Source organism: Streptomyces johnsoniae (assembly GCF_031845565.1).
GTDB classification, from domain to species: Bacteria; Actinomycetota; Actinomycetes; order Streptomycetales; family Streptomycetaceae; genus Streptomyces; species Streptomyces johnsoniae.
Genome location: NZ_JAVREV010000003.1, coordinates 315,709 through 338,687, shown reverse-complemented (window position 1 = coordinate 338,687; position 22,979 = coordinate 315,709). Strand labels below are relative to the sequence as shown.

The window sequence follows — 22,979 nt, the reverse complement described above, 5'->3', positions numbered from 1 at the left end:
GGCATACGGGGCGGCCGGCCGTTTCGGGGCGGTCGCCCAGGGCACTCGGCGTGAATGCACAGTGACGGCGGACGAACGTTGCTTACCGGGTGGTTCAGCTTCGTCGACGGCGAGGCGACGGCGGGTGACGTGCTGGCGCTCGACCGGGTGCGGCAGGTCCTCGACGAGGGCGGCGAACCGTACGACGTGGCGTGGAGCCCGCGGTTCGAGCCGGGCGGCCTGTCCCTGGAACGGGCCCGGCCGGTGGACTACACGCGGCTGGTCTTCGTCTGCGGCCCTGTGCACGGGCCGCTGCCCGCGGGGCTGCACGAGCGGTTCGCGCACTGCCACCGGATCGCGGTCGGCGTCTCGGTGATCGACCGGGACGATCCCGCGGTGGCCGGCTTCCACCGGGTGCTCGCGCGGGACGGGGCGGACGGTGAGCCGCTGCGGGACCTGTCGCTGCGGGCGCCGCGCGGGACGCCGGTGCCGGTGGTGGGGGTGCTGCTGACGCAGGGGCAGCGGGAGTACGGCGACCGCAGGATGCACGGCGCGGTGGCGGAGACGGTGACGCGGTGGCTGGCGGGCGCGCGGTGCGCGCCGGTGGTGCTGGAGAGCAGGCTGGACCGCGGCGACGGCCTGCTGTGCGGCACCTCGGACCAGTTCCTCTCGGTGGTGGGGCGGCTCGACGCGCTGGTGACCGACCGGCTGCACGGGCTGGTGCTGGGCCTGCGCACGGGCGTCCCGCCGATCGCGGTGGACCCGGTGGCGGGCGGCGCGAAGGTGACGGCGCAGGCGAGGGCGTGCCGGTGGCCCGCGCTCGTGCCGGCCGACCTGCTGGACGAGCGGCGGCTCGACGTGTGGCTGACGTGGTGCCTGAACCGCGGCGGCACGGTCGCGCGGCGCCGCAAGGTGGAGCTCGGCACGTCGCCCGACCCGGCGGACGGGCTGCTCGACGCGCTGCGCACCGGCGGGCCCGAGGATGTTTGCAATGCGGTAAACGGGTAACCGGTGAGGCACTCTCGCACCCCGAGCGGTTGAAACCGGAGGGAGCCCCATGTCCACGGACGAGGCGCGCGCCAAACAGGAACAACTCGATCCGCTGCGGGACCGTCCGGAGGACGGGCCGCTGACGACGAACTTCGGTTCGCGCGTCGACGACACGGACAATTCCCTCTCGGCGGGCGAGCGCGGCCCCACGCTGATGGAGGACTTCCACTTCCGCGAGAAGGTCACGCACTTCGATCACGAACGGATACCGGAGCGGGTGGTGCACGCGCGGGGGGCGGGCGCCTACGGCTACTTCCGCCCGTACGCGTCGCTCGCCGAGTACACGAAGGCGGACTTCCTCCAGAGCGAGGACCGGGAGACACCGGTGTTCGTGCGCTTCTCCACGGTGGCGGGATCGCGCGGCTCGGCCGACACGGTGCGCGACGTCCGCGGGTTCGCCACCAAGTTCTATACGCGCGAGGGCAATTACGATCTGGTCGGGAACAATTTCCCGGTGTTCTTCATCCAGGACGCCATCAAGTTCCCCGACTTCGTGCACGCCGTGAAGCCGGAGCCGGACAACGAGATTCCGCAGGCGCAGTCGGCGCACGACACGTTCTGGGACTTCGTGTCGCTCCAGCCGGAATCGATGCACATGGTCATGTGGCTGATGTCCGACCGGTCGATTCCCCGCAGTTACCGCATGATGCAGGGATTCGGCGTTCACACGTTCCGCTTCGTTAACGCGGAGGGCCGCGGGACGTTCGTGAAGTTCCACTGGCGGCCGGTGCTCGGCACCCACTCGCTGGTGTGGGAGGAGGCCCAGACGATCGCGGGCAAGGACCCGGACTACAACAGGCGCGACCTGTGGGACGCCATCGAGCGGGGCGACTACCCCGAGTTCGAGCTAGCGGTGCAACTGGTGCCGGAGGACGACGAGTTCCGCTTCGACTTCGACCTGCTGGACCCGACGAAGATCATCCCCGAGGAGACGGTGCCGCTGCGCCCCATCGGGAAGATGGTGCTGGACAGGAACCCGGACAACTTCTTCGCCGAGACCGAGCAGGTCGCCTTCCACACCGCGCACGTGGTGCCGGGCATCGACTTCACCAACGACCCGCTGCTCCAGGGCCGCAACTTCTCCTACCTGGACACGCAGCTGATCCGGCTCGGCGGCCCCAACTTCGAGCAGCTGCCGGTGAACCGGCCGGTGGCGCAGGTGCGCAACAACCAGCGCGACGGCTACGGGCAGCACCGCATCCACCCGGGCAAATCGTCGTACGCGCCGAACTCGGTCTCCGGCGGCTGCCCGGTGCTCGCGTCCCCGGACGCCGGTGCTTACGTGCACCACCAGGAGCGGGTGGACGGCGTGAAGATCCGCAAGCGCAGCGAGAGCTTCTCCGAGCACTACAGCCAGGCCACGCTGTTCTGGAACAGCATGGCGGACTGGGAGAAGGAGCACATCGTCGCCGCGTACCGTTTCGAGCTGGGCAAGACGACGCACCGCGAGATCCGCGAGCGCACCGTCGAGCAGCTGAACCACATCGATCACACCCTGGCCACCGCCGTGGCCGAGGGGATCGGCGTGCGGCCGCCCGCCGAGCCGGCCGGCCGCAATCACGGCAGGACCTCACCGGCCCTGAGCCTGGCCAACAGCCCGACGGACTCCATCGCCACCCGCCGCATCGCGATCCTGGTCGCGGACGGCGTGGCGAAGGAGCAGGTCTCGGCGCTGCGCGGCGCGCTGTCCGAGGCGGGCGCCGTGCCCGAGGTCCTGGCGCCGCACGACGGCGAGGTGCGCGCGGCGGAGGGCGGCACGGTCGGAGTGGACCGGGCCATGAACACGATGGCCTCGGTGCTGTACGACGCGGTGTGCGTGCCGGGCGGCGCGGACAGCGCGGGCACGCTCGGCGAGGACGGCCTGGCCAGGCATTACGTCGCCGAGGCGTTCAAGCACGGCAAGGGCGTGGCGGCGCTCGGCGAGGGCGTCGGGCTGCTCCGCGGTCTCGGCCTGCCCGGCATCCGGCTGTCCGGCGAGGGCGACGGCGTGGTGGACGACCACGGCGTGGTGAGCAGCGCGGACGGCGCCGCGGTGACGGATGTGGCCGCGGCGTTCGCGGATGTGATCGCCTGCCACCGGCACTGGGACCGGGACAGCGACAGGATCGTGGCCTAGCGCCCTCGCTCGGGAAGACGGAAGGGACATGGGCAGCGGAACGCGGAGAAGCGCGCGGGGAGGCGGTCGGCCATGATCCGGCGGGTGCGGGACGTCATGACGCCGGCGGTCGCCGCCGTACGGCCGGACGCCTCGCTGGTGGAGGCGGCGCAGCTGATGCGCGCGCAGGCCGTCGGCGACGTGCTGGTGGCGCAGGACGGGGTCCTGCTCGGGGTGCTCACCGACCGCGACATCACGCTGCGCGCCGTGGCGGAGGGCCTGGACCCGGTCACCGTCTTCTGCCAGTCGGTCTGCACCCCGGACCCGGTGTGCGTGGAGCCCGACGACGACCTGGCGAAGGCCGCCCGCCTGATGCGGGAGCACGCGGTGCGGCGGCTGCCGGTGGTCGAGGGGCTCGGCATGGTCGGGGTCGTCAGCATCGGCGACGTCGCGCGGGCGACGGACCCGGACTCGGCACTCGCCGACATCAGCAGGGCACCACCGGGCGGCGGCTGACCGCAGCCCCGCACCACGGCGCCCGCCCGGAGGGAAACCTCCGGGCGGGCGCCGTGGTGCGGGCGGGCCTTGAGTCAGCTTCTGGGCGTGCGGGCCAGCTCGGGCGAGGCCGTGTCCAGCGGTACGGAGCCGGAGCGGACCATGCCGAGCTGCACGGCCTGGCGCGGCAGCGCGGCTTCGAGCAGCCAGTCGGCGGCGACCCTGATCCGGTTGCCCGGCATCGCCAGCAGGTGGTAGCCGCGCGTCACCGCGCCGGCCAGCGGTCCCGACAGCGGCACGTGGAACGGGTTGGCCGCCCCCTGCACGCCGCCGAGGTCGACGGCGAAGCCGCGGTCGTGGTGCTCGTAGGGGCGCCGTTCGCCGAGGCCGTGGTGCGCGGCCACGTTGCGCGCCGCCGTCTTGCCCTGCCGCCAGGCGTGCTGGGCGGTCATGGGCGTGAACTCCCCCGGCTTGGTGAGGTCGGGCACCGCCGCGGCGTCGCCGCAGGCGAAGACCTCCGGGTGGCCGGGCACGTTCAGGTAGCGGTCGACGACCAGCCGGCCGCGTTCGGTGGGCAGGCCCATGTCGGCGACGAGCGGGTCGGGCCGGACGCCGACGCACCAGATCAGGCTGCGGGTGTCGACGCTCTCGCCGTCGTCGAGCAGCACCCCGCCGCGCCTCGCCTCCTTCACCGAGGTGCCGGTGCGGACGTCGACGCCACGGCGGCGCAGCACCGCGTCGGCGGTGCGGGAGAGCCGTTCGTCCAGCTCGGGCAGCACCCGGGGCGCGATGTCGAGCAGCATCCAGCGGGGCGTGACCCGCCGGCCGCGGGTGCGGCGGGTGACGGCGTCGGCGAACAGCGTGCCGTGCGCGGCCACCTCCGTGCCCGTGTAGCCGGCGCCGACCACGACGAACGTGGAACGGGCCCGCCGCTCGTCCTCGTCCTCGGTGTGCGCGGCCAGCTCCAGCTGCCGCACGATGTGGTCCCGCAGGTACAGGGCCTCCGGCAGGCCGCGGAAGCCGCGGGCGTGCTCGGCGATACCGGGGATGGGCAGCAGCCGGCTGACGCTGCCGACGCAGAGGATCAGCGTGTCGTAGCCGAGGTCTGCGGTGTTGCCCTCGGGGTCCGTGTAGTGGACGCGTCGCGCGTCGAGGTCGACGCCGTCCGCCTCGCCAAGGACCAGGCGGGCCTGCGGCAGCGTTCCGGTCAGCGAGACGGTGACCCGGCGCGGCTCCAGGATGCCGGCGGCGACCTGCGGCAGCAGCGGCAGGTAGAGAAAGTAGTCGGTGGGATTGAGCAGCACGATCTCGGCGTGCTTGCGCACCGTTCGGGACAGGGACCTGGCGGCCTGGTACCCGGCGAATCCCGCTCCCACGATCACGATCCGGGACCGGCTCATGCGCCACCTCCTTGGGACAGGTACTCGGACACAACGAGGTGCTGCGAGTACCCGCCGCGGGGCGTCTGATGCGCTCAGCGGCCGGGGGCGAGGCGGGCGAGTCCGGCCTCGATGCCGTGTCCCTTGGTGCGCACGACGTCCCGGGCGAGATCGGCGAGCTTGCTGTTGGTGCGCTGGGACTGGCGGCGCAGCACGTCGAAGGCGGTGTCCGCGTCGCAGCCGAGCACGTGCATGAGGATGCCGCACGCCTGGTCGATGACGGGGCGCGAGCGCATCGCGTTGTCGAGCTGGTCGACCTCGGCGAGGGCGCTTTCGTAGGCGCGGTCCCGGGCGAAGGCGCGCGTGGCGAAGTCGCCGATGAGGGAGGCGATGGTGTGGGTCCTGGCGTCCATGAGGCCGGGGCGGAAACCGCAGACGGTGACGGTGACGGTGAGGTCGTGGTGCCGGAACGGCAGGGTGGCGCTGGACCGGACGCCCGCCTGGAGGGCGACGGCGCGGTAGTCGGGCCAGCGCCGCTCGGCCAGCAGGTCACCGGCCGCGGCGGGCTCGCCCGAGCGCACCGCGGCGGGGATGGGGCCAACGCCCGACTCGAACTGCACGCTGATCAGGGGCGCGAGGTCGGGGTGGGTGACGGCGGCGGGGGCCTCCTGGCCGCCGTCGACCCCCGCGGTCGCCGCCGCGCCGCAGGCACCGGGCGCGCACTGGACGGCCTCCTCCGCGAGTCTGGTCAGCGCGCGGGCGGAGACGTCCGTCGGCTGACCTGGCGGGGCGGGTGCGCGTGACAGGGACATAGCCGTCGCCTGCCCCGGGACATCTCACAGAAACGGTGCAGGGTTCGATAATCAGACTGGAATACGGTTACTGTGCCGCCATGGCCCAAGCCGAGGATTACGGCGCCGAGCTGAGCGACTTCCGCAAGCGGGTCGCCGAGCTGCGCGCGACGCGCGCCCTGCCGGACGGCGCGCGGCCGGCCACCCTGGACGCCGCCCTCTTCGAACTGCAATACGTGTCCGATGTCCTGTGGCCGCGCCACGAGCAACTGGTCGCCGCCCAGCGGCAGACCGCGCGGCCCGCCGACCCCAAGGAGCTGCAATTGCTTCGTGCGGTCTTCCAGCGGTTGCCGCTGCCGGTCCTGCTGCTCGACGGGGACAGCGTGGTCAACCGACTGAACTTTGCCGCCAGTCAACTGTTCGGTTTGCGCGCCGGTTATGCGGCGGGCCGGTCGATCACCGCCTCCTTCAATCACGAGGGCCGCGCCGCCTTCCGCGGGCAGGTCGCGGCCGTCGCCCGGCACGAGGGCAGCCGGAGCCTCGCGGTGGAGCTGATGCACGGCCTCTCCGGCGAGACGGAACGCCCCGGCCGGCTGTGGGTCACGCTGACCGCCGTCCGCCCGCCGGGGCACCGGCGTACGGCCGTGCTCGCCGTGTGCCAGCCGTTGGCCGGGCCGGCCGGACGGCCACCGGCGCCCGTCTCCCCCGCCGTGCCCGCCCAGCGTCCGGACCCGGCCGAGGTCAGCAGCCAGGTGGCCCTGATGGACCTGCTGGACGATATGACCGCCGCACTGCTCGACGAGGGCCGCCACGGCGCCTCGCCGCTGGAACGGGCTGCCCGGGTGCTGCACGGCCGCTTCGCGGACTGGGTGATCGCCGACCGGGCCGAGCCGGGCGGCGGGCCGCTGCGCCGGGCCGCCGTGCTCGCGCCCGAGGAGGCCCCGGACGGCGGCGGCGCCGCGGCGATCGCCGCGCAGGACCCGTCGGACGCACCGCTGATACTCGAGGCGGCCAGGGCGGGCGCCTCGGCCCTTCAGATCCGGCCGGAGGACATGTTCGCACTCGGCGAGAGCGGCGACGGGCTGCCGGTGCTCGCGCTCACCGAGACCGCGTCGCTGCTGTGCGTTCCGCTGCGCCTGCCCTCGGGGGCGGTCCTCGGTGTGCTCACTCTGCTGAGGGCGGCCGGTCGCCCGGCGTTCGAGCTTGCCGAGGCGAGCGCGATGGAGCGGATGTCGCGGCATATCGCGCTGGCTCTGCGCGCCGCTTGATCGCATACGGCAGCGCTCCCCACAGCGCGCCACACAGCAGGAGCGCGCCGCAGGCGGTGACGACGCCCTCGGCCCGGCCGAGAACCACGTCCACGACCAGCAGCAGGGCCCCGGTCAGGGCGAGGGCCAGCACGCCGAGCCCGACGGTGGCGAGAACCGAGGAGACCTCGACGATCTGGCGCTTCGCGCCGCGCCGGAACAGCCGCCGGTGCAGGGCGGCGGGCGCCGTGAACAGAACGGTCGCGGTCATCGCCAGCAGCAGCGTGCAGATGTAGGTACCGCGCTGGAAGCCGTCGAGGTCGTCGAAACGTTCGCTGAACGCCAGGGTCAGCAGAAACGCGAACAGGATCTGCACACCGGTCTGCGTGACCCGAAGCTCCTGGAGCAGCTCGACGAAGTTGCGGTCGTCGCGCTCCGGCGGCGTCTCGTTCCGCGGCCTGGCTCTCGGCATGGCGTCATCCTGCACTGCCTGCCTCCACCTCTTCACGCAGGCGCGTGCAGGTGCGGTTCAGCAGCCGGGAGACGTGCATCTGCGACACGCCGATGTGCTCGGCGATGCGGCTCTGCGTCATGCCGCGGAAGAACCGCAGGTAGAGGATCTGCCGCTCGCGCTCGGGCAGCGCCCGCAGCCGCCCGCGCAGCGACTCGCGGTCCACGACGCGGTCGTAGCCGGGCTCGGTGCGGCCGAGGGTGTCGATCAGCGCGTAGCCGCCCTCGGGGGCGCCGGACAGCTCGGCGTCCAGGGACAGGACCGCGAAGCTGTGCAGCGCTTCGAGGCCGGCCTTGGCCTCGTCCTTCGTCATGTTGGCGTGCCGGGCGATCTCCGCGGCGTCGGGGCGGCGGCCGTCGAGGGTGTGGCTCAGCTCCTGGCTCGCGACCCGGACCCGGTTGCGCAACTCCTGCACGCGGCGCGGCACGTGCATGCTCCACAGATGGTCGCGGAAGTGCCGCTTGATCTCGCCGACGATGGTGGGCACCGCGTAGCTCTCGAAGGCGGTGCCCAGGTCCGGGTCGTAGCGCCGCACGGCCTTGACCAGGCCGAGGCGGGCGACCTGCTCCAGGTCCTCCAGGTTTTCCCCGCGGTTGCGGTACTGCCGCGCGAGGCGGGCCGCCATCGGCATCCAGGCGCGGACGATCTCGTTCCGCAGGCTGTCGCGCTCCGGGCCGCACTCCATGGTGGCGAGCCTGCGGAAGGCGGCGGCGGTGTCGGGGGCGTCGTGGTGCGAGTGCCGGCGGCGGGACCTGGTGGGGACGTGTGTGGCGGGCATCGGTATCGCTCCCTCTCCGGTGGACTTCTGGTCACCGCGGGAGCGAACGGACCACTGGCCGCACGCGTGGGGCGGCGAAAGCCGCTCCCGCGGGCGTGCCTGCAGTCCGAAGCACACAGGTCGCATGCCCGGCCGTCCCTGGCGCAAACGGGGAAGGCCGGCCCGCCTCGTTCTGCCGGGGAACAGCCCAGGAACAGGGCGTCCTCGCGGTGGCACACGCGTCCCACACACAACTTCTCTTGCGCGACCCCTGTACGCGGGGGGCGTGGAGGGGACAGGTTCTTACCGAGGCGTCCGCGGTGTGGCGGACGCTCGTGACCTGGGAGGTGGATCGTGACAGCCAGGACCGACGTGGAGAAGGCGCTGCTTGGGCACGCGACGTACCGCAGTCTCGGAGAGCAGCGGCTCACACCCGCCGAAGAAAAATTCGAACGGGCCCGCAGAACCTCGGGTTTGTGGCTCGCGCCGCTGGTGGCGGCGATCTTCCTCGCGCTGCCGCTCGACATGGCGCCGAGTCAGCAGACGCTCGCGGGCATCCTGCTCGGCGTCGTGGTGCTGTGGGTGACCGAGCCGGTGCCGATCCCGGTGGGCGGGCTGATCGGCGTGGGCGCCATCGTGCTGTTCGGGGTGGTGCCCGCGGACGACGCGCTGGCGCCCTTCGGCTCCACCACGATCTTCACGTTCATCGGCGCGTTCATCCTCGCGCAGGCGATGCTCAAACACGGTCTCGCCCGCCGCTTCGCGTTCCGAATTCTGGCACTTCCCGGGGTGGGCCGGTCGACGTTCGGCGTGATCACCGCCTTCGGCGCGATCACCTGTGTGCTGTCCGCGTTCGTGTCCAACACCGCGACCGTGGCGATGCTGCTGCCGACGGCGCTCGGCATCCTGACGGTCATCGCCAAACTGCTCCAGGACCGCGGCCTCGTGGCGGAGGACTTCGACCCGACGCGGCTGCGGGTCGGCGCGGCGCTGGTGCTGATGCTGGCGTACGGCGCGTCCGTGGGCGGCCTGCTCACGCCGGTCGGCTCGCCGCCGAACCTGATCGGCCGGGGCCTGATCGAGGAGACGACGGGCGAACGGATCTCGTTCGCCCAGTGGATGGGCATGGCACTGCCGATCTGTGCGCTGATGTTCGTCGTACTCGCCGTCGTCCTGCTGCTGCTGAACAAGCCGGAGATCCGGCGCATCGACGGGGTCGAGGAGTACGTCGCGCAGCAGCGCAGCGAGCTGGGCCCGCTGTCGCGGGCGGAGTGGAACACGCTGATCGCGTTCGGCATCACCGTGGTGCTGTGGATCACGCCCGGCGTGATCGCGCTGGTCGCGGGCACCGACTCCTCGGTGTACGAGACGATCAGCGGCCGTCTGGACGAGGGCATCGTGGCGGTGCTCGGCGCCGCGCTGCTGTTCCTGCTGCCGACGCACTGGGGGCGCCGGGAGGCCACGCTGAACTGGTCGGACGCGGCCCGCATCGACTGGGGCACGATCCTGCTGTTCGGCACCGGCATCATCTTCGGCTCGCTGCTGGCGTCGACCGGTCTCGCGGAGACGATCGGCACCGAGGCGAACGACTGGCTGGGCCTGTCCAGCGTCTTCGCGATCACGGCCTTCGCGGTGGTGCTGGCCATTCTGGTGTCGGAGACCACGAGCAATACGGCATCCGCGGCGGTGGTGGTGCCGATCATCCTGCCCATCGCGGTGGCGGCGGACGTCGATCCGTTCGTCCCGGCGCTCGCGGCGACGTTCGCGGCCTCGTTCGGCTTCATGCTGCCGGTGTCGACCCCGCAGAACGCCATCGCCTACGGCTCGGGCGTGGTGCCGATCACCACGATGATCAGGTCCGGTTTCGGATTCGACATCCTGGGTGCCGTGGTGATCATCCTGGGCCTGCCGCTGATGGTGGAGCTGGTCGGCGTCGGCTAGCGACCGGGGCCGCCAGGGGGCGGGAGCGGCGCGGGGGGAGCCGGACCCGGCCGCGCCCGCCCCCTCAATCCTCCCCGTACACCACGTGCTTGACCTGCGTGTACGCCTCTAATCCGGCCTGCGCGGCGCCGCCGTCCCGCGGGTGCTCGTTGACGCCGACACAGCCCGCCCTGATTCCGCGCACGGTGCGGCGCGCCCGGCCCAGGTCGCGGGTCCACACCGAGGCGGCGGGCCCCGCGGGCACGTCGTTGGCCAGCAGGACCGCCTCCTCCTCGGCGTCGAAGGGCAGCACGGCCAGCACGGGGCCCGGCACCGCCGCGCGGGCGATCTCGCTGTCCGCGGCGGCGCCGGTCACCAGCGTGGGCCGGTAGTAGGCGCCGGCGGCGAGGCCGCCGCCCGGCGCGGAGCCGCCGGTGACGATCCGGGCGTGGCGGCGGGCCCGCTCGACCAGCGCGGCGACCCGGTGCCGGCGGCTGAAGGACGCGAGCGGACCCAGCTCGGTGGCCTCGTCCCCCGGCGGCCCGATGCGGACGGCGGCGAACCGTTCGGCGACACCGGCGACGAAGTCCGCCAGCAGCGAGCGGTGCACCAGGGCGCGGGTGGCAGCCGAGCCGTCCTGCCCGCTGTTGAGCAGCCCGGCGGCCACCGCGCCCGGCACCGCGGCGGCGAGGTCGGCGTCCTCGTGCACGACGAAGGGCGCCGCCCCGCCCGGTTCGAGGCGGAGGTGCGGCAGCCCGCCCGCGGCGCCCGCCGCCACCTCCCGCGCGGCCGCGCGGGAGCCGGTGAACGCCACCGCGGCCACCTCGGGATGCCGCACCAGGGACGCGCCCGCGACGCGACCGCTGCCGGTGACGACGTTGACCACCCCGTCGGGCAGCCCGGCCTCCGTCAGCAGCCGCGCCAGCAGCAGGGCGGTCAGCGGCGCCGCGGCCGGGGGCTTGACGACCACCGCGTTGCCCGCGGCGACGGCGGGCAGGACCACGGCCGCGGCCGTCCGCAGCGGGTGGCTGCGCGGCGCCAGGCACGCCACCACGCCGACCGGCTCGCGCCTGGCGGTTCCGCCCGCGCCGCCGGCCGCCTGCCGGGCGGCGGCGGCGCTCAGCGCGGCGGCGCCCAGGGCGGCCGGAACGTCCCACCGGCGGCTGAGCCCGATCGGCTTGCCCGTCTGGCGGGTCTCCGCCCGCCCGAACTCCTCGGCGCGGTCCTCCAGCAGGGCGGCGGCCCGGGCCAGGACCGCGGCCCTGGCCGCCGGGGCGGTGTCCGCCCAGGCGGGGAACGCACCCGCCGCCGCGGCCACCGCCCGGTCCACGTCGGCGGGCCCCGCGGCCTCGGCCGTTCGAAGGACCTCGCCGGTCGAGGGGTCGACGACGGCGGCGGTCTCCCCCGCGGTGCCCGTGCTCAGGGCTCCGCCGATGTACTGATGCATGCAAGGCCGATCGTTGGTCCCGGGACTCCGTGAAGGGCTACGGACGGAAACGGTAGGGGCTGGGTGCGCCGCTTCTCCAGCCGGGAGCCCGGATCGCCGCGGAGCCGGCCGGCGGTAAAGGTAGGGGGAGGGAACACGGCAGCGCCGCCGCGCGGGGCGAGCCGCACGCAGGACGAGGTGGAGGAACGCCATGGACGCCCGGCAGCTGGAGTACTTCCTCGCGGTCGTCGAGCACGGCGGGTTCAGCCGGGCCGCGGCGGCCCTGCACATCGCCCAGCCCTCACTCTCCCAGGCGATCGCGGGCCTGGAGGCCGATCTGGGTCTGCCCCTCTTCCACCGGGTCGGCCGCGGCGTGGTGCTCAGCGAGGCGGGCGCGGAACTGCTGGAGCCGAGCCGCCAGGTGCTGCGCGATCTGGCGGCGGTGCGGGACACCGCGGCGGCCCTTTCCGGCCTGGCCCGGGGCACCGTGGAGGTCGCCACCATGCCCTCGCCCGGCGTGGAGCCGCTGGCCACGCTGATCCGCCGGTGCGCGGAACGCCACCCGGATCTGACGGTGAGCGCCCGGGCCGCGTTCACCCCGGAGGACGTGGTGCGGATGGTGCGGACCGGTGCCTGTGAGCTGGGCCTGCTCGGCTCGGACGGGCCGGTCACCGCCGCCGGCCTCGACGTACTGCGCGTGGAGGAGCAGCCGTTCGTGGTCGTGGCGGCGCCGGGCGGCGCGTTCCTCGACGGCCGCCCCGTCGCCCCCGGTGATCTGGCGGGGCACCGGCTCGTGGCCTCGCGCCCCGGCAGCCTCATGCGCCGCATCGTCGACGACATCGTGGCGGGCACCGAGGCGACGATCGCCACCGTCGTCGACCACCGCACCTCGCTGCTGCCCCTGGTGCTATCCGGCACCGGCATCGCCGTGCTGCCCGCGGCCTGGGCGGCGCTGGCGCGCAGTTGCGGCGCGGCCGTCGCGCCCATCGAGCCCACCGCGCACCTGCGGATCGCGCTGATCGGCCGCAAGGGCCATCTCACGCCGGCCGCCCGCGCGTTCCGGCAGCTCGCGGAGGAGTACGCGGCCAGGCCCACCCGCCGTCCGCGGGCCCCGCGTTGAGCCCGGCGGCCGCGGGGGCGACCGCCGGGCGGTGACGGCCCGCGCCGCTCCGGGGAGACGACGGTGCGGACCGGGGCGCGGTCCGACCGGAACGCGCTTGTGGTGCGGGTACCCACGCGCCGCGCGTCAAGTCCACAAGGGGCGCGAGGAGATGACTGTGCGCCCGCCGAATAAAGCGCATTGGGCAATGCGCTACTCTGCCGACGGGGAAGCCCGGAAGCACGACGAGGGGCGCATATGGGCAGGGCGAAGCAGGCCGCGGGCACCGGCGGCAGGAGGCGGATCACGCAGGCCGACGTGGCCCGGCACGCAGGGGTGTCCACCGGCATCGTGTCCTCCGTGGTGAACGGCCGCGACTACGGCTCGATCCGCGTCAGCGAGGCGACCAGGGACCGGGTGTGGCGGTCGGTGCGGGATCTCGGCTACGTGCCGAACATCGCGGCGAGGAACCTGGCCCGCGGCAGCAACCGGCTGATCGGGGTGTTCGCCTACCGCCCGCTGCTGACGGCCGCGGACGGTGACCCGGGCCGCGCGTTCCTCGCCGGCATCGAGGAGGAGGCCGGGCGCGCCGGATACAACCTGCTGCTCTTCACCGCCGCGCAGGATGCCGCCGCCGGCCGTTCCGTCTACGCGGACGGGGTCAACAGCCTGCAGCTCGCGGACGGTTCCGTGCTGATCACCACGGAGGCGCCCGGCCGCGAGGCGGAAGCGAACGAAGCGGACGCAGGCGAAGCCGAAGCGGGCGAGGCGGACGCGGGCGAGGCGGACGCGGGCGAAGCGGACGCAGGCGAAGCCGAAGCGGGCGAGGCGGACGCGGGCGAGGCGGACGCGGGCGAAGCGGACGCGGGCGAGGCGCGGGCCGCCGCGGAGACCGCCGCGCTCGCCGCGGAGGAGTACCCGTTCGTCCTGGTCGGCGACGCCTTGGCGGCGGACCCCGCGCTCTCCTGCGCCGGCGCGGACCACGCCGGCGCGACCGCCGACGCGGTCCGCGCCCTCGCCGCGCGCGGTCACCGCCGCATCGCCCTGGTGCGGCACGGGCACCCGGGACGCGTGTCCGGCCTGCGGGGCGCCGGGTTCCGGCAGGCGCGCGCCGCGCTCGGGCTCACCGCGGCGGAGGCGCCCGTCGTGGCCCTCGGCGGCGGAACGGGGGACGGCGCGGCGGACCGCGGCCTCCAGGACGCCGCCGGCCTCGCGGCCTGGGCGGCGGCGGGCGGTGCCACGGCGCTGCTGGCCGAGGAGCCCGCGACGGCGGCGGGGCTGCGCGGGGCGGCGGGCTCGGGCGCCTTCGCGGTGGTGGACCTCGGCGGCGGGCGTGCGCCCGGGCTGCCCGCCGTGGACGTACCGCGCCACGAGTTGGGCCGCGAGGCCGTCCGGCTGCTGCTGCGCCTGCTGGACCGGACCGGCGGCGGGCCGCTGCGCAGCACGCTGAGCTGCACCCTGCGCGGCGCGGACGCCCTCGCCCCGCCGCCCGGCGCGGCCTGACCTGCGCCGGGCGGCGGGCGGCGGGCGGCGGGCGGGGCTCAGCCGGCGCCGAGCAGCGGCGCGGACGGGTCCCAGCCGAGCGGTAGCGGCTCGGGCGCGGTGACGGCGACACCGTCCGGCGCGGGGACGCCCAGGTCGCGGACGTCACGGTGCTCCGCGGCGTCCGTGATCGCGGCCATGACCTTCAGCACGTGCAGGCCCAGGGCGCCGGACGCGCGGTGCGGTTCGCCGAACCGCAGCGCCCGCGCCATCTCCAGCACGCCGAGGCCGCGGCCGGCCGTCGCGCCGTCCACCGGCAGCTCGCGCCACTCGTCCTCGCCGTTCGCGAGCAGCCGCAGCGGCCCGCGGAACGTGTTCGGATCGGGCACGGCGAGCGTGCCCTCGCTGCCGGTGACCTCGAACTGGATGCGCCGCAGCGAGGAGTCGAAACTGAAGACGCTGTGCGCGGCGGGCCCGGAGGCGAAGTCGAGCAGCGCGCCGACGTGCGTGGGCACGTCCACGGGGAACGTCTCCCCCGCTTTCGGCCCGGAACCGGTCGTCCTGCGGGCGCGCCCCTTGCCCGCGGTCGCCGTCACCCGGGAAACCGGCCCGAGGAGCGCCACCAGCGCGGTGAGGTAGTAGGGGCCGATGTCGAACAGCGGGCCCGCGCCCGGCTGGTAGAAGAAGGCGGGGTCCGGGTGCCAGGACTCGGGCCCGAGGCTCAGCAACGCCGTCGAGGCCGCGACCGGTGTGCCGATGGTGCCCGCGCGCACGGCGCGCACCGCCGACTGGATACCGGCGCCGAGGAACGTGTCGGGCGCGTTCCCGACGAGCAGACCGCGTTCCGCGGCCTCGGAGAGCAGCTTCTCGCCCGCCGTCGGCACGGTGGCCAGCGGCTTCTCGCCGTAGACGTGCTTGCCCGCGCGCAGCGCCGCCGTCGCGACCTCCGCGTGGGCGGCCGGAACGGTCAGGTTGACGACGATCTCCACCTCGGGCAGGGCGAGCACCGTGTCGAGGTCGCCCGCCACGGGCACGCCGTGCTCGCGCGCCGCCGCGGCGGCGCGATCGGTGTCCAGGTCCGCGACGCCGAGCACGCGCACGTCGGGGAAGGAGCCGAGCGTGCGCAGGTACTCGCCGCTGATGACGCCCGCGCCGACGACGGCGACACCGACGGGGCCGGTGCTCATACCGCCTCCAGCTGGGCCAGGTAGCCGCGGCTGTCGGCGAGCGCGTCGAAGAAGTCGGTGGCGCAGGTGTCGAGTTCGACGATGCGCAGCGCATCGGGCGCCGCGGCCAGCAGCTCAGGAACGGGCATGGCGCCCGCGCCGACCGCCAGGTGAGGTTCGTCCCGGTCGATGGGTCCGTCCTTGATGTGCAGCGCCCCCACCCGGTCGCCGAGGCGGCGCAGCAGGGCGGGCACGTCGGCGCCGCCGACGGCCGCCCAGTAGGTGTCGATCTCCAGCACGATGCCGGGCGCGAGCTGGTCGGCGAGCAGCTCGATCGCGTGCCGCCCGTCGATGACCGGCTCGATCTCCCACCAGTGGTTGTGGTAGCCCAGCCGGATGCCGCGGGCCGCGGCCCGCTCGGCGAGGCCGTTGAGCAGGGCCGCGGTACGTGCCAGGCCGTCGCGGGTGGTGAACTCCTCGGCGGGGATGCCGGCGGGCACGATGGCCAGGTCGGTGCCGAGCGTTTCGATGGCGTCGAGGACCGGCTCGGGGTCACCCTTCACCAACTGCCCGGCGTGGATGGCGATGACGCGCAGGCCCAGGCCATCGGCGACGCGCCGGAAGCCCTCGGGGTCGGCGGTCGGGTCGAAGGGCTCCACGGCGGTGAACCCGATGTCGGCGATCCGGCGGAGCGCCGCGTCCCTGTCGGCGGCAAGTGCGTCACGGACCGTGTAGAGCTGAACGCCCAAGGGTGGTGCCATGCTTGTGCTGCCTTCCAAGATGTCCTGTCGTGCGGGCCACAGAGAAGATAATGCGCTTTATTGGGACTGGCAACAGCCTTGGAACGCCCTTCCCTCACGGCGTGAACTTCAAGCCTGCCGCGCGACGGGCGAGGGAGCTCCCGAGCCTCCGGTACCGTTTTCCGAAAAGCTTCCAGGTCGAGTCCGGAAGTTTTCGGCGCTTGTAGCCGATCAGGCATCAGCCTCCTTGCACGTCAGGGCAGTTCGGAAGCGCGCGCCTGAAATCCGGACGCGGGCACGGCAGGCATCCATACGGTGCCGAAAGCGCCAACTACCGGAAGGCATACCGCTTTTCCGCTGCTCAGTGGCGGTGCGCGGCGCAAGGACCGCCCGGCTCGTTCCCCAACTGAGCAGGTCACCAGGGCAGCAAGGCCACCGGGACACCGCGGCACCCATCCGAGAATTACCGGAAAGAAGCGTTGACGACCCCTCAGCCGCGGCGCATACTCCCCAGCGATCGTTGCCGATCGCCGGGCCCTCGCGGGCACTGAGCCACGGCGGCAGGTCATCACATCCGGGCGGTGCGTCCGCACAGCCAGGTCCCTGGGAAAAGGGGTTGCAATGAACAGTCAGTCCTCGCGCGAACACAGCGGACACAGACCCTCGGTCTGGCGAGTGCGCGCCCGGCGCGCGCTCGCGGCCTGTGCGGTGGGCGTCATGGCCGCGGGCGGGCTCGTGGCGCTGTCCGGCACGGCACACGCCGCCAGCACCCTGGGCGAAGCGGCGGCCGAGCGCGGCCGGTACTTCGGCACCGCGGTCGCGGCCAACCACCTCGGCGAGTCCGACTACACCGGCACGCTCAACCGCGAGTTCAACAGCGTCACCCCCGAGAACGAGATGAAGTGGGACGCCCTCGAACCCTCCCGCGGCAACTTCACCTTCGGCAACGCCGACCGCATCGTCGACCACGCGCAGAGCCGGGGCATGGACGTCCGCGGCCACACCCTGGTCTGGCACTCCCAGCTGCCCGGCTGGGTGAGCGGGCTCGGCACCAACGACCTGCGCTCGGCCATGAACAACCACATCACGCGGGTGATGCAGCACTGGAGCGGCGAGATCCACTCCTGGGACGTCGTCAACGAGGCGTTCCAGGACGGCAACAGCGGCGCCCGGCGGTCCTCCCCGTTCCAGGACCGGCTGGGCAACGGCTTCATCGAGGAGGCGTTCCGCACCGCAAGGGCCGCCGACCCGAACGCCAAGCTCTGCTACAACGACTACAACACGGACGGCATCAACGCGAAGAGCAACGCGGTCTACAACATGGTCCGGGACTTCACGCAGCGCGGGGTGCCGATCGACTGCGTGGGCTTCCAGTCGCACTTCAACGCCCAGTCACCGGTGCCCTCCGACTTCCAGCAGAACCTCCAGCGCTTCGCCGATCTCGGCGTCGACGTGCAGATCACCGAACTGGACATCGAGGGCTCCGGCACCGCGCAGGCCAACAACTACCGCAACGTCGTGAACGCCTGCCTCGCCGTCTCCCGCTGCACCGGCATCACGGTGTGGGGCGTGACCGACAAGTACTCCTGGCGCAGCGGCGGCACCCCGCTGCTCTTCGACGGCAACTACAACAAGAAGCCCGCGTACGACGCGGTCCTGACGGCGCTCGGCGGCTCCGGCGGGGAGGACCCGGGCCCGGGGCCCGGCCCCGGGGCCTGTTCGGTGACGTACGAGCAGACCGACCGCTGGGGTGACCGCTTCAACGGCAGGGTCACGGTGCGGGCGGGCAGTTCGGCGATCAGCACCTGGTCGGTGAACGTCACGGTGCGGTCCCCGCAGAAGATCTCCGCGACCTGGAACGGCAGTCCGACCTGGGATTCCAGCGGCAACGTGATGACGATGCGGCCAAGCGGCAACGGCAGCGTCCAGGCCGGCGGGTCGACGAGCTTCGGCTTCACGGTCATGGCGAACGGGGAGTGGTCGCCCCCGGCACTCGGCTCCTGCACGGCCGGCTGACCTCCCCCAGACTTCTCCCCCGGACTTCTCCCCCGGACTTCTCCCCCAGACTTCTCCCCCAGACTTCGTCTGGGAGGTGCCCCCAAGGAGGTGCCCCCAAGGAGGTGCCCCCAAGGAGGTGCCCCCAGGGAGGTGCCCCGAGGGAGGTGCCCCCAGCCCCTGGCCGCGGGCCGGGCCGGACCGCCGCGGTCCGGGCCGGTCCGCTCCGTCCGACAGGATCGACCGGACGGGGCTCTAGGATGCCGGGCATGGTGGACGAGACGGATCTGCGCCATCTGCGGCGCTGTGTGGAGCTTGCGGCCGAGGCGCTGGCGGCCGGGGACGAGCCGTTCGGCTCGGTGCTCGTCGATGGGGACGGAGCCGTGCTGGGCGAGGATCACAACCGGGTGGCCTCGGGAGACCGCACGCGGCACCCGGAATTCGCGCTGGCGCGCTGGTCGGCCGCCCACCTCACGCCCGCGGAGCGGGCGGCGGCCACCGTGTACACCTCGGGAGAGCACTGCCCGATGTGCGCCGCGGCCCACGGCTGGGTCGGGCTCGGCCGCATCGTCTACGCCGCCTCGTCCGAGCAACTGACCACGTGGCTACGGGAGTTCGGAGTGCCAGCCGCTCCGGTGGCACCGCTCGCGATCGGCGAGGTGGTGCCCGGGGCGCGAGTGGCGGGGCCGGTGCCGGCGCTGGCGGACGAAGTGCGGGCGCTGCACCGACGCTTTCACTCGGGCTCCTGAGCGGGCGCCCGCCGCAATTTCCGCGCCGCCGCAACGAACGGCAATTCTTCCTACCACCGTACGATTAACTCTTCCGGAGTATCTTCGGCTTTTATTCTCTACTCGACAATAGTGTGGGTATAACCGAAAGGCGTATCCAGCGCAGGCGCGGCCGGTTTCGCGAGTGCACCGCGGAAAAGCGCGAAGGACGGTCGCCGCCACCGCCCCTCCGAGTGCCTATAATTCGGGAGGCACCGTGGCCACACCGACAGACTCACGCACCTCATTACTCGCCTTTTTCGGCGATCCACTCAATCCCGGAGTCAGGACCAGGGTTTTTGTTTACTGGCCGACCGGCAGCCGGGGGCAGACCGCGGAATTCCGATGTGCTGCCTGTCCCGGCGGAGAAGATCAGACGTACCCACTGACCGCGGTGGACGACCGCTTCTGGTCGGGCGACTTCGACGTACGCGCGGACGCCCCACTGGCCGACGCCGTGCTCCGGGTCACCGCGCATCTCGACTCGGGGGACCAGACCGAGTGCGTGCCCATCACGATCAAAGCACCCCACTGCCTCATTCCAGGACCGCCGGGGCCGCCGGGACCCTGCGGTCCGCCGGGGCCGCCAGGGCCCTGCGGCCCGCAGGGCCCGCCCGGCGCGAACGGCCCCTGCGGGCCTCCCGGACTGCCGGGCCCGTGCGGCCCGCCGGGCTGCGAGGGTCCGGAAGGCGCCCCGGGGCCCGCGGGCCCGCCAGGGCCCGAGGGGCAGCGGGGGCCGCAGGGCGCGCGCGGCGTTCAGGGTGACCCCGGCCCCTGCGGTCCGCGCGGCCCCGAGGGGCCCGACGGCGCGTCGGGACCCGAGGGCCCCGAGGGGCCGCCGGGGCGCAACGGCAAGGACGGCAAACACGGCTGCGACGGCAGGGACGGGCAGGACGGCGTCGACGGCGTCGACGGCCGGGACGGACAGGACGGCGCACCCGGACAGGACGGGAGGGACGGCAAGGACGGTCCGGCGGGACCGCGCGGACTCCAGGGCCCCAGGGGCGACCTGGGTCCGCCGGGCGCGCGTGGGCCCCGCGGCCCCAAGGGCGACCCGGGGCCGCCCCCCGACCGTGACTGCCTGCGCAGGATGATCCTGGAGGTCCTGCGCGAGTTCGGCTTCTGCGCCGTGCCCGACTGAAGAGGCCACGCCGGTCCGGCCGCACCGGCCGGATCGGCGTACCACCCCGCGCACGGGCGCTCGCGCCATCAGATGAACGCGCCCCGCCCCTCCGACCGCGCGTTCGCCGCGTTCGCCGCGTTCGCCGCGTTCGCCGTATGCGGATTCCTCTGCGGTTCACCCGGCGACGCATCGTCGATCTGTCGCTGTCTTTCCCTTCATTCCGCGCCGGGGCGCAAATCCGTATGTGCGCCGGATGCGGAACTCGCGGAGGCGCACATTCCCGAAACAGTCCGCCGGGGAGGCGGAGGTCGCCCTAGAACTTTCGGGACCGACCGACTCGTTGCCATTCGATGTCGAGTGGACCGATATCGGCAGCGCTCCCCCGGGCTGTCAGACGGTCTGCACGGTCTGGTAGGCGGACAGCAGCCGGTGCGCCGTGGCGGCGGGCCCGTCCACGACCACCGCCGCGTCCCGGGTGCATCCCTGCGCGGACTCCCGCCCGAGGTCGATCGCGAAGTCGTCGACCGTTCCGACCACCACATCGGCCCGGTAGGCCGCGGCCCGCGCGTCCGCGGAGTCCTTCGCGGACAGCCGGCGGACGACGGTTCCCTCGGACTCCCCCAGCATCGCCAGTTGCTCGGCGTGCACCCGGGCGCTGCCCTCCTCGTGGGTGATCAGGTGCAGGTGCGGGTGCTCCTGGCGCAGGAGCTTGAGGGCCAACCACCGCATGACGATCCGATTGTGCTCTTCACGCTGTGCTCTGCTCCGGAACATCCCGCTCGCCACCACCGTCCACTGGGCCGGACCGGCACGGTAACGGCCCCGTCCGCGAGGGGTCCCGACCGCCGCGGCGGTGCGGGCTCAGGGCCCGGTGACGGGGTGCCCCAGCCGGTCCAGCCGGTCAAGACCGTCAAGACCGTCGAACTGCGCGGCCTGGATGCCGTACAGCTCCCGGAAGCGCCCGCCGGGGCGCGCCAGCAGCTCCTGCGGACTGCCGGACTCGACGAGCCTGCCGTGGTGCAGGACGTGCACGAGGTCGGCGTGCCGCACCGAGGCCATGCGGTGGGTGATCAGGATGACGGTCTGTCCGGCGTCGGCCAGATCGCGGATCTGGTCGAACACCCGCTGCTCCTCCTTGGCGTCGAGGGCGGCCGTCGGCTCGTCGACGATCAGGACGGGCGCGTCGCGGTAGTGGGCGCGGGCGATGCCGAGCCGCTGCCACTGGCCGCCGCTGAGCTGGTGGCCGCCCTGGTAGCCGCGGGCCAGGAGGGTGTCCCAGCCGCTGGGCAGCGAGTCGACGACGGTGTCCGCACCGGCGTTGCGGGCCGCGTCCGCGAGCCGGTCCTCCTCGATGGGGGCGGAGGGCGCGCCGATCGCGATGTTGACGCGCGCGGTGAACCGCCAGCGGTTGAAATCCTGCGCGACCATCGCGATCCGCTCGAACACCTGGTGCCGGTCGGCCAGCGTGGTCGGCACGCCGCCCCAGCAGACGCGGCCTGACTCCGGAAGGTAGAGCCCCGCGAGCAGCTTGACCAGGGTGCTCTTGCCCGACCCGTTCTCCCCGACCAGGGCGGTGATGCGGCCGGCGGGAACGGTGAGGGTGACGTCGGTGAGCGCGGGCTCTCCTTCGGTGCCCGGGTAGCGGAACGTCACATTCTCGAAGGTGATCCGGCCGGGGCGCAGCGGGACCGGGGCGCCGCCGGTGGGGATGGCCCAGTCGGCGGCCCGCGCGCAGAGCAGGTCCAGATCGGCGACGAACAGGCTCTCGTCGTAGAGATTGTTGATGGAGCGGACCATTCCGCCGAGGCTGGCGGACCCGGTGCGGATGGCGAGGACGGCGGTCCCGGCCACGGACATGGCCATCACCCCCGTCCATACCAGGGAGCCGAGCGCCAGATACGTGGCGGCACCGGCCAGGCCCGTCCAGACCGAGGCCCAGAGACCGGTGCGGGCGTCGAGCCGGGCCAGCCGCGTCTGCTCGGCCTCGGAGCTGGCCGACATGTTGCGGAAGTGCTTCAGCAGGAACGGGCCGACCTGGTGGACCCGGATCTCGGCCGCGGTCTCGGTGGCGGTCAGCTCACTGCTCAGCACGCGCCCGGCGCGGGCGTGCTGCACCCACGTGCGGAAGGAGCGGTAGCGGCGGCGGGTGGTGACCAGGGTGCTCCACATGCTGGGCACCGTCATCAGGGCGAGCAGCGGCAGCAGCACCGGGTGCAGCACGGTCAGGACGCCGGCCGCGGCGACGAGCGAGAGCAGCGCGTTGACGACGCTGATGCAGTAGTCGATCATGCGGCGTGCCGAAGTGGCCCCGTACTGGGCGGTGTCCAGCAGCCGGTGGAACTGGTCGTCCTCGATCGCGGCCAGCTCCACGCGGGAGGCGCGGGCCAGGTAGCGCTCGGTCGCGACGCGCTCCACCTTCGGCTCCAGGCGTCCGGAACCGTAGGTGGAGGCGGCGCGCAGCAGGGCGGCGACCAGTGCGGTGACCGCGACCACGGCGAGGGCGGGCAGCGCCTCGCGCAGCCGCCCGGCCGGGTCGCCGCCGGCGAGCAGCGCGGCCAGCACGGTGTTGACCGCGACCAGGCCCACGGCCTGCGCGGCGCCGCGGCCGATCTCGGCCGCGGCGACCAGGCGCAGCGCGCGCCGGTCCGCCTGGTCGGCCAGGCGGATGGTGGTCCGGATCAGCCGTGGCAGCGTGGCGACCATCGACCACAGGCTGAGCCGGGTGAAGGCGCCGTCGTGGCTGCTCCACCCCGTGTCGTACAGCAACGGGCCGCCGAACAGCAGCTGTTCCGAGTCGGAAATACCGTGCGCGGGCCGCTCGGCCCCCGGCTCCTTGTTCTTCACGCCCACCCCTCGTCTCCCGCGCTCCCGCAGGGCACCCATCAGAGCGCAATCGGGCGACTACGGACAGCGCCCCCCGCGGGTTTTCGGACAAACTGCCGTCGGGGGTTTGGCGG

At 73.5% G+C, this 22,979-nt stretch carries 19 protein-coding genes; 10 read left to right on the top strand and 9 right to left on the bottom strand.

The window, feature by feature from the left end; all coding sequences use genetic code 11:
• Positions 1 to 54: 54 nt before the first annotated feature.
• From RM779_RS07655 to RM779_RS07645, 3 genes are all read left to right on the top strand, one after another.
• Positions 55 to 987, top strand: coding sequence for a polysaccharide pyruvyl transferase family protein (locus RM779_RS07655; RefSeq protein WP_311616897.1), 933 nt, complete (start codon positions 55 to 57; stop codon positions 985 to 987).
• Positions 988 to 1,036: 49 nt separating this feature from the next.
• The gene (locus RM779_RS07650; RefSeq protein ID WP_311616896.1) at positions 1,037 to 3,145 is read left to right on the top strand and encodes a catalase; all 2,109 of its coding nucleotides are present in this window, start codon (positions 1,037 to 1,039) and stop codon (positions 3,143 to 3,145) included.
• A 72-nt stretch (positions 3,146 to 3,217) separates the two neighbouring features.
• Positions 3,218 to 3,640, top strand: a complete 423-nt coding sequence (locus RM779_RS07645) for a CBS domain-containing protein (protein WP_311616895.1) — start codon at positions 3,218 to 3,220, stop codon at positions 3,638 to 3,640.
• A 74-nt stretch (positions 3,641 to 3,714) separates the two neighbouring features.
• Here RM779_RS07645 and RM779_RS07640 read toward each other — a convergent pair whose 3' ends face one another.
• Entirely contained in the window at positions 3,715 to 5,019 is a 1,305-nt protein-coding gene (locus tag RM779_RS07640; RefSeq protein WP_311616894.1) for an NAD(P)/FAD-dependent oxidoreductase, read from the bottom strand.
• A gap of 74 nt (positions 5,020 to 5,093) precedes the next feature.
• Positions 5,094 to 5,810, bottom strand: coding sequence for an ANTAR domain-containing response regulator (locus RM779_RS07635; RefSeq protein WP_311616893.1), 717 nt, complete (start codon positions 5,808 to 5,810; stop codon positions 5,094 to 5,096).
• 80 nt (positions 5,811 to 5,890) lie between these two features.
• Here RM779_RS07635 and RM779_RS07630 point away from each other — a divergent pair, with 80 nt between their 5' ends.
• Positions 5,891 to 7,057, top strand: coding sequence for a PAS domain-containing protein (locus tag RM779_RS07630; protein ID WP_311616892.1), 1,167 nt, complete (start codon positions 5,891 to 5,893; stop codon positions 7,055 to 7,057).
• On the opposite strand, the gene RM779_RS07625 is transcribed toward RM779_RS07630, so the two are convergent.
• Both RM779_RS07625 and RM779_RS07620 read right to left on the bottom strand, forming a co-directional pair.
• Positions 6,954 to 7,508 carry a DUF6328 family protein gene (locus tag RM779_RS07625; protein ID WP_311616891.1) on the bottom strand — a complete coding sequence of 185 codons (555 nt, stop codon included), beginning with the start codon at positions 7,506 to 7,508 and terminating at the stop codon, positions 6,954 to 6,956. The two genes, RM779_RS07630 and RM779_RS07625, sit on opposite strands and share 104 nt — an antisense overlap.
• 4 nt (positions 7,509 to 7,512) lie before the next feature.
• A complete protein-coding gene (locus RM779_RS07620) occupies positions 7,513 to 8,325 on the bottom strand; it encodes a SigB/SigF/SigG family RNA polymerase sigma factor (RefSeq protein WP_311616890.1) in 813 nt (270 codons plus the stop codon).
• A 333-nt stretch (positions 8,326 to 8,658) separates the two neighbouring features.
• Between RM779_RS07620 and RM779_RS07615 the strand changes: the two genes are divergently transcribed.
• On the top strand, positions 8,659 to 10,245 hold the full coding sequence (locus RM779_RS07615) for an SLC13 family permease (protein WP_311616889.1): 1,587 nt from the start codon (positions 8,659 to 8,661) through the stop codon (positions 10,243 to 10,245).
• A 64-nt stretch (positions 10,246 to 10,309) separates the two neighbouring features.
• Here RM779_RS07615 and RM779_RS07610 read toward each other — a convergent pair whose 3' ends face one another.
• Positions 10,310 to 11,671 carry an aldehyde dehydrogenase family protein gene (locus tag RM779_RS07610; RefSeq protein WP_311616888.1) on the bottom strand — a complete coding sequence of 454 codons (1,362 nt, stop codon included), beginning with the start codon at positions 11,669 to 11,671 and terminating at the stop codon, positions 10,310 to 10,312.
• A 190-nt stretch (positions 11,672 to 11,861) separates the two neighbouring features.
• Here RM779_RS07610 and RM779_RS07605 point away from each other — a divergent pair, with 190 nt between their 5' ends.
• Both RM779_RS07605 and RM779_RS07600 read left to right on the top strand, forming a co-directional pair.
• Positions 11,862 to 12,770 carry a LysR family transcriptional regulator gene (locus tag RM779_RS07605; RefSeq protein ID WP_311616887.1) on the top strand — a complete coding sequence of 303 codons (909 nt, stop codon included), beginning with the start codon at positions 11,862 to 11,864 and terminating at the stop codon, positions 12,768 to 12,770.
• Positions 12,771 to 13,007: 237 nt separating this feature from the next.
• Complete coding sequence (locus RM779_RS07600) at positions 13,008 to 14,252, top strand: LacI family DNA-binding transcriptional regulator (protein WP_311616886.1); 1,245 nt, start codon at positions 13,008 to 13,010, stop codon at positions 14,250 to 14,252.
• A gap of 38 nt (positions 14,253 to 14,290) precedes the next feature.
• Here RM779_RS07600 and RM779_RS07595 read toward each other — a convergent pair whose 3' ends face one another.
• The gene (locus RM779_RS07595; RefSeq protein ID WP_311616885.1) at positions 14,291 to 15,418 is read right to left on the bottom strand and encodes a Gfo/Idh/MocA family protein; all 1,128 of its coding nucleotides are present in this window, start codon (positions 15,416 to 15,418) and stop codon (positions 14,291 to 14,293) included.
• Positions 15,415 to 16,158 (bottom strand): sugar phosphate isomerase/epimerase family protein, encoded by a 744-nt coding sequence (locus RM779_RS07590; RefSeq protein WP_311616884.1) that lies wholly within the window; start codon positions 16,156 to 16,158, stop codon positions 15,415 to 15,417. The genes RM779_RS07595 and RM779_RS07590 overlap by 4 nt, the downstream gene beginning before the upstream one ends.
• 600 nt (positions 16,159 to 16,758) lie before the next feature.
• On the opposite strand from RM779_RS07590, the gene RM779_RS07585 reads away from it, so the two are divergent.
• The 3 genes from RM779_RS07585 to RM779_RS07575 all read left to right on the top strand — a co-directional run bounded on the left by RM779_RS07585 (position 16,759) and on the right by RM779_RS07575 (position 20,040).
• Positions 16,759 to 18,153 (top strand): endo-1,4-beta-xylanase, encoded by a 1,395-nt coding sequence (locus tag RM779_RS07585; RefSeq protein ID WP_311616883.1) that lies wholly within the window; start codon positions 16,759 to 16,761, stop codon positions 18,151 to 18,153.
• 248 nt (positions 18,154 to 18,401) lie between these two features.
• Positions 18,402 to 18,881: a nucleoside deaminase gene (locus tag RM779_RS07580; protein ID WP_311616882.1), complete on the top strand. Its 480-nt coding sequence runs from the start codon at positions 18,402 to 18,404 to the stop codon at positions 18,879 to 18,881.
• Positions 18,882 to 19,293: 412 nt separating this feature from the next.
• The gene (locus tag RM779_RS07575) at positions 19,294 to 20,040 is read left to right on the top strand and encodes a collagen-like domain-containing protein (RefSeq protein WP_311616881.1); all 747 of its coding nucleotides are present in this window, start codon (positions 19,294 to 19,296) and stop codon (positions 20,038 to 20,040) included.
• A gap of 372 nt (positions 20,041 to 20,412) precedes the next feature.
• Here RM779_RS07575 and RM779_RS07570 read toward each other — a convergent pair whose 3' ends face one another.
• Both RM779_RS07570 and RM779_RS07565 read right to left on the bottom strand, forming a co-directional pair.
• On the bottom strand, positions 20,413 to 20,751 hold the full coding sequence (locus RM779_RS07570) for a hypothetical protein (protein ID WP_311616880.1): 339 nt from the start codon (positions 20,749 to 20,751) through the stop codon (positions 20,413 to 20,415).
• A gap of 132 nt (positions 20,752 to 20,883) precedes the next feature.
• Positions 20,884 to 22,905: an ABC transporter ATP-binding protein gene (locus RM779_RS07565; RefSeq protein WP_311616879.1), complete on the bottom strand. Its 2,022-nt coding sequence runs from the start codon at positions 22,903 to 22,905 to the stop codon at positions 20,884 to 20,886.
• Positions 22,906 to 22,979 lie beyond the last annotated feature (74 nt).